This is a genomic window from Curtobacterium sp. P97 (genome assembly GCF_023712445.1).
In the GTDB taxonomy this organism is placed as follows: domain Bacteria; phylum Actinomycetota; class Actinomycetes; order Actinomycetales; family Microbacteriaceae; genus Curtobacterium.
Genome location: NZ_JAMAYF010000071.1, coordinates 1 through 474 on the forward strand (window position 1 = coordinate 1; position 474 = coordinate 474).

A 474-nucleotide genomic window follows, 5' to 3' on the forward strand; every position below is an offset into this window, starting at 1 on the left:
GTCCTGGATGGAGATGTTCGCGTAGCGCTCCTCGAGAGCGGCGATGTCCGTGAGCGCCTGCTGGATGGTCTCGGCCGTGCGGAACACCTGCATGTTCAGGTCCATGGTGTCCTGCAGGTCCTTGCGGATGGCGGCGACCTTCTCGCTGCCGTGGGGGCTGCGGGCGTTGTCCAGCAGCGCCTCGGTGCGGGCCACGGCGTCGTCGGGGATGGGCAGGAACCCGGCGGTCTGCGCGTACTCCGCCGCGAAGATCCCGGCGCGCTTGCCGAACACGTTGATGTCCAGCAGGGAGTTGGTGCCCAGGCGGTTGGAGCCGTGCACGGACACGCACGCCACCTCACCCGCGGCGTACAGGCCGGGGATCGTGGTCTCGGAGTCCTGGAAGACCTCGCCCTTGATGTCGGTGGGGATGCCACCCATGCAGTAGTGCGCCGTGGGGAACACGGGCACGGGCTCGGTGTAGGGCTCCACGCC

At 68.8% G+C, this 474-nt stretch carries 1 protein-coding gene; it reads right to left on the bottom strand.

The window, feature by feature from the left end:
* A partial coding sequence (locus M3677_RS16975) for an FAD-binding protein (protein WP_251161133.1) occupies nt 1-474 on the bottom strand: 474 nt, incomplete at both ends.